The sequence below is a fragment of the Draconibacterium sp. genome, from assembly GCF_041583095.1.
GTDB lineage: Bacteria > Bacteroidota > Bacteroidia > Bacteroidales > Prolixibacteraceae > Draconibacterium.
Window position 1 is genome coordinate 1 of record NZ_JBFHGM010000300.1, and the last position, 5,996, is coordinate 5,996.

Here is a 5,996-nt window from a genome sequence, read left to right on the forward strand (position 1 = left end):
AAAACGTACTGCCACCGGATTGGTAACCGCATACGAATAAACAACCACCGTGTTTTTATTGATGACCTCTGCCTTTGCCCAATAAAACTGACGATCGGCACCCGCAATTGAAAATGCTTTTACATAGCCGTATTTGTCTTTCACTGCCAGTCCCGAGCCTGTTTCCGAAAAAGTAATGTAGGCTTTCCCGTCCTTAAATTCTACCGATTCGAAAGTCGGACCGGTGTATATAATGTCTTTATTGTATGCCACTTTAAAAGCATTCAGCGCCAGCCGTTTTCCAACATCCTGTTTGTTTTTCGGGTGAATATCATCAGCTTCGCCAATATCAATTGCTGATGCCATTCCGGTATTTGGCAGCTCCAGCGTTTTGGTTTGTGCTTCGCGTAATTCTGCCCACTCGCTATCTGTTGGATTTTGTACCGGTTTCATATAATTTGCCAACTGCACAAACAGAAAAGGGAAATCACCCTGATTCCATTGTGCGCGCCAATCGTTTATCAAATTAGGAAATACGCGCTGATATTGTTTTGCATGGCTGGCGTTTGATTCGCCCTGGTACCAGATTACGCCTTTTATCCCGAAAGGTACAATCGGATTAATCATTCCGTTAAATAATAGGGTAGGATACGAATTGGGTCCAAGGTCAATGTCCTGCATCACGGCTTTTGAAATTTTGAATTTCCAGTCGCCAGAGATATCGATTTTTTCCTGCCCGATAGCCACATACTGATCTTCCGGAGCGCCCCACATTCCACCGCCACCGCCAGTGTCGTTCACACGAACTACGATCATGTTTTTACCCGGATTCAGATATTTTTTGTCGATGGTGTAAACTCTTTCTTTATCATACTGATTTTCGGTTTTCCCGATTTCAATCCCGTTTAGAAACGTTATATCAGAGTCATCTATTTTTCCCAAATGCAGATTTAGGTTCGTTTGTGTTTGTTCTTCGGTAAGATCAAGTTCTTTCCGGTACCAGGCTACTCCGTCAATGTCAATATAACCTTGTTCTTCCCATAATCCGGGGGCAATGATTTTGCTCCAGTCTGTATCGTTTAACTCCGGATCAGACCAAACGGGCTTTCCGTCTTGCATTCCTTCATCTTCGGTAGGAATTTCGCCGCCCAGTATTTTTCTTATCTCTGCTTCCTTGTTCTTTTTATACTCCTCAACATCCATTTGTTGCAACTCAATCATTGGCTCCCTGAAATCCGGATCGTTTTGAATGGTTTGTGCGCTGGTCCATGTTTCGGCAACGGTGCCGCCCCACGAAGAGTGAATCAACCCGATGGGCACATCCAGATCCTCCTTTAAAGCTTTGCCAAAAAAATACCCAACAGCCGAAAAGTTATGCGCCGTTTGTGGAGTACATTCCAGCCATTCGCCACTTTCAATATCATCTTCAGGAAATTGTGCCACCCGACGCGGTACGGTAAATAATCGAATATTTGGGTGATTGGCAGCGTCCACTTCCTTATCTGCATTTTTTACCTGTGCCAGTGAAAATTCCATGTTTGATTGCCCTGAGCACACCCAAACTTCGCCAATCATTACATTCTTTAACGAAATGGTGTTTTTGGCTTTAATCATCAAAGTATAAGGACCACCATAATCTTGTGTCGGCAGTTTAACCAACCATTTGCCATCCGAATCAGTAGTGGCCTTAGCATTTGCCAGGAGAATGGCCATAGTAGTTTTTTCACCGGTGTTGTAGTTTGATTTAGTTTCATATGCAAGAAGGGAAACAGAAATTTCTTCTCCTACGTTTGCCCAGCCCCATACCGGAATTTCAATTCCTTGTTGCAGTACCATATTCGAACTAAATATTTTGGGGAGTTTTACTTCTGCTTTAGCATTAAAAACAATAGCAAAAAGTAAAATGTATAACAGAACGGATTTCGTCTTCATCTCGATTAATTTTCATTTTCTCAAAACTAATGAATTGAATGAAATATACAGCCAATTCAATAGGCTTAAAGCTTAAACTATATATAAACAGGCCGGCTTGGGCTATAGTTTTCCTGATTTCTTGAAGTATTCCGAAATGGCTTCTACATAGTTTTCGTAGGCCGTAATTCCTTTAGGGGTGATACTTAAAGTGGTGAGGGGATAGTTTTTGCGGAACGACTTTTTCACCTTAATATAACCACCTTCCTTAAGTTTTGCGATCTGAAAACTCAGGTTACCTTTTGTGGTTTCAATGTTTTCGAGCAAATACGAAAATTCGGCCGACTTTGCATTAAGCAGAATAGTCATAATAGCCAGCCGTACCTGCGAATGAAGAAGTGGATCGAGGTTTTTAAACATGGGCCGGCTTTTTACTTTTCAGATACATTAAAACGCCCGGGATTACAAAACAGATAAAGTTCGCTATTGCCCGAATCAGAAACTGGTCGGCCAGTTCAACACGGGCACACAATATTGCCGCAATCCACATAACTGCACCGCTGATTGATAATAACTTGTATCGATAAATTCCACCTGTAACAAAAAGTGCAAAACCAATCAGTACCATTTGAAGTGGGTGGAGCAGCGCAAAATCAACCTCCTGCAAGAAGCTTTTGGTAACGATGACGTTCAGATTGTGCGCAATGATAATTCCAATCCATACAAAACGCGTTGAAATAGCAGTGTAAGTGCGAAGTTTGGGTTTGCGAAAAAATAGATAATAGATGGTAAAACCGATTAATAATACGGCTCCTACAATATTTAAAATATTGATGATATTACGTTCCCAATAAACCACAAGGTGCGAAGATTTGTAATAGTGCAGGAAGAATCCAATGGTAAATGATGCCCCCCACAAAATGAGCAGAATCCCATCTTCGTATAACGAATGTTTTGAAGTGGCAATAGCCGTTTTTAGAGTTTTCAACATTTCGTGGTCACTCATTTCCTGGTTTGATGTAGTTGAGCTCATGATACTTATTTTGTTTATAAAATTAAATAAGTTTGTAATACAAACCAAATATTGCTACAAAAAAATCCCAGTAAGATTAAGCATTCTGAAATCAGAAGTTGTTGCGTGTGCATATAATGATCATTGGATTCAAATACATCAAATGTTTCGGGTTAAATTTTTCAGGTTTCGCTTTAAAATAAAATAGAAACAAACGAATAGTTTTATCTTTGAAGGAAAATTAATTTAACCGATTATACAATGGCAGATTTTAAATATCAAAAACCATTTCCAATTTTAAAAGACGATACCGAATATCGTTGTATTACAAAAGATTATGTGTCGACCATTGAAGTTGATGGCCGCGAGATTTTAAAAGTTGATCCGAAAGGTTTGGAAGAATTGGCAAAAGAAGCGTTTACCGACGTTTCGTTTTACCTGCGTGCTTCGCACCTTGAAAAACTGGCCAAAATACTGGATGACCCGGAAGCAACTGATAACGATAGGTTTGTAGCACACACCATGTTAATGAATCAGGCTGTTTCGGCCGAGGGCGAATTGCCAACTTGCCAGGATACAGGAACAGCAATTGTTATTGGTAAAAAAGGTGAAGATGTGTACACCGGTGCCAACGATGCTGAAGCCTTGTCGAAAGGTATTTTTGATACCTACGCCGAAAGGAATTTGCGCTATTCGCAGGTGGTGCCTTTTACCATGACCAAAGAAAAGAACACCGGAACAAACTTGCCTGCACAAATTGATTTGTATGCCGAGCAAGGAAATAAATACGAGTTTTTATTTGTAACAAAAGGTGGAGGTTCAGGTAACAAAACCTACCTCTATCAGCAAACTAAATCGTTGCTGACCGAAGAAAACCTTACCAAATTTGTTAAGGAAAAAATTATGGACCTGGGTACTTCTGCATGTCCTCCGTATCACCTGGCGCTGGTAATTGGCGGTACTTCTGCCGAAGCTACATTGGCGACGGTGAAAAAAGCATCAGCAGGTTATTTAGATCATTTACCAACCGAAGGTAATGAAGGTGGTCAGGCTTTCCGCGATTTGGAATGGGAAGAGAAAGTAACAAAAATTTGTCAGGAAAGTGGAGTAGGTGCTCAGTTTGGCGGAAAATATTTTGTGCACGATGTTCGTGTTATTCGTTTACCACGCCACGCAGCTTCGTGCCCGGTAGGTTTGGGTGTTAGCTGTAGTGCCGACCGTAACATCAAAGCAAAAATTACCAAAGACGGTATTTTCCTGGAGCAACTGGAGAAAAATCCGGCTCGTTTCTTACCGGCAAAAGCACCGGCGATGAGTCCGGCAGTGGATATTGACCTGGATCAGGGAATGGATAAAGTATTGGCCGAATTAACAAAATACCCAACAAAAACCCGTTTGAACCTGAGCGGTACTTTAATTGTAGCCCGCGATATTGCTCACGCGCAGATTAAACAAATGCTTGACGAAGGTAAACCAATGCCCGAGTATTTTAAAAACCACCCGGTGTATTATGCGGGTCCTGCAAAAACACCAAAAGGAATGGCCTCCGGTAGTTTTGGCCCAACAACTGCAGGCCGTATGGACCCGTATGTTGATGAGTTCCAAAGCCACGGCGGATCAATGATTATGCTGGCAAAAGGAAACCGCTCTCAAGCCGTTACCGATGCCTGTAAAAAGCATGGTGGTTTCTACCTGGGTTCGATTGGCGGACCGGCTGCTATTCTGGCCAAAAACAGTATTAAATCTGTTGAGGTGGTCGATTTTGAAGACCTTGGAATGGAGGCTGTTCGTAAGATCAAAGTGGAGAATTTCCCTGCATTTATTATTGTTGACGATAAAGGAAACGACTTCTTTAAAGAACTATAAGAAACATTTGAAGTAATAATAGAAACCTTCGGAGTTTATCCGGAGGTTTTTTTATGCTGTGGATGAGGCATTTTTAAAAGAAAACGGAAAGTAGTCAGCATCCACTCTCCGTTATCAATTTATAAATCTATGCGAAAGATTTTGCCGTAAATATAAATTATAATTATTTTATTTTAATAAATACGAAATTGCAATTATGCTGTTGTAGAGCATGTTATAAAAGAGTGTTTGGTACTTTTTATAAAGTTTGTTTACAGGCGAGATGTATGTAAGGTTTAGGAAATCAGAGTTAAAGGCGGGGAATTTAATTACCTTTTTTAGATCAAAACAGGTAGTCACTTTTGCAAATAAAGTGTAAAATTAATTCATTATAAATAGTGATTACAAATACGAATTATTGATGGCAGAATGATTTTGTTCAATGTCATGAAAACTTTAGCTTTGGCATACTTAAAAAAGCACGAATGAAAAGAGATATTACAATTGGTTGGATTGGCACCGGAGTGATGGGAATATCCATGCTGGGCCACTTAAATAAAGTCGGATATGAGTGTACCACTTATACCCGAACAAAAAGTAAAGCAGATGCTTTGCTGGCAAACGGTGTAAAATGGGCCGATAGCCCGGCAGAAGTTGCAGCAGTTTCCGATGTTATTTTTACCATTGTGGGTTTTCCGAAAGACGTTCGCGAAGTGTACTTTGGCGAAAACGGGATTCTGGCAAAAGCAAAACCGGGTGCTGTTTTAGTTGATATGACAACCACAGAGCCGAGTTTAGCCGTTGAAATTTACGAAGCTGCTAAAGCAAAAGGTATTCAGTCAGTTGATGCACCTGTTTCCGGTGGTGATGTTGGTGCTAAAAATGGCACATTGTCGATAATGGCCGGTGGCGATAAAGAAGCTTTTGATAAGGTTTATCCGCTGTTCGAAATTATGGGTAAACAAATTGTTTACCAGGGAGAAGCCGGATCGGGGCAGCATACAAAAATGTGTAACCAGATTACCATTGCCGGAACAATGATCGGGGTTTGCGAAGCCTTGTTGTATGGCCATAAAGCCGGTCTTGATTTGCCAACTATGCTCTCATCAATTAGTGGTGGAGCTGCCGGTTGCTGGACCCTCGATAACCTGGCACCACGTATTGTAAACCGTAATTTCGATCCCGGATTTTTTGTGGAGCATTTTATAAAAGACATGGGAATTGCTCTGAAAGAAGCCGAAGCAATGGG

At 41.0% G+C, this 5,996-nt stretch carries 5 protein-coding genes; 2 read left to right on the plus strand and 3 right to left on the minus strand.

Features of this window, described 5'->3' with window-relative positions:
• From ABZB17_RS19540 to ABZB17_RS19550, 3 genes are all read right to left on the minus strand, one after another.
• Nucleotides 1–1,911, minus strand: a 1,911-nt coding sequence (locus tag ABZB17_RS19540; RefSeq protein ID WP_372652756.1) for a sialate O-acetylesterase, incomplete at its 3' end; no start/stop codon positions are given.
• A 102-nt stretch (nt 1,912–2,013) separates the two neighbouring features.
• Nucleotides 2,014–2,310, minus strand: a complete 297-nt coding sequence (locus ABZB17_RS19545) for a transcriptional regulator (protein ID WP_163323616.1) — start codon at nt 2,308–2,310, stop codon at nt 2,014–2,016.
• Nucleotides 2,303–2,923, minus strand: coding sequence for a hypothetical protein (locus ABZB17_RS19550; RefSeq protein ID WP_372652758.1), 621 nt, complete (start codon nt 2,921–2,923; stop codon nt 2,303–2,305). The genes ABZB17_RS19545 and ABZB17_RS19550 overlap by 8 nt, the downstream gene beginning before the upstream one ends.
• Nucleotides 2,924–3,163: 240 nt before the next feature.
• Between ABZB17_RS19550 and ABZB17_RS19555 the strand changes: the two genes are divergently transcribed.
• Nucleotides 3,164–4,768, plus strand: a complete 1,605-nt coding sequence (locus ABZB17_RS19555) for a fumarate hydratase (RefSeq protein WP_372652760.1) — start codon at nt 3,164–3,166, stop codon at nt 4,766–4,768.
• Between the two features lie 464 nt (nt 4,769–5,232).
• Nucleotides 5,233–5,996 (plus strand): NAD(P)-dependent oxidoreductase (locus ABZB17_RS19560; RefSeq protein WP_372652762.1); only part of this gene is annotated, 764 nt, incomplete at its 3' end.

What these genes read in the sequence shown, in the direction of transcription:
- ABZB17_RS19555 (WP_372652760.1), top strand. Translation starts at nt 3,164, where the DNA reads ATGGCAGATTTTAAATATCAAAAACCATTTCCAATTTTAAAAGACGAT.
- ABZB17_RS19545 (WP_163323616.1), bottom strand. Translation starts at nt 2,310, where the DNA reads ATGTTTAAAAACCTCGATCCACTTCTTCATTCGCAGGTACGGCTGGCT.
- ABZB17_RS19550 (WP_372652758.1), bottom strand. Translation starts at nt 2,923, where the DNA reads ATGAGCTCAACTACATCAAACCAGGAAATGAGTGACCACGAAATGTTG.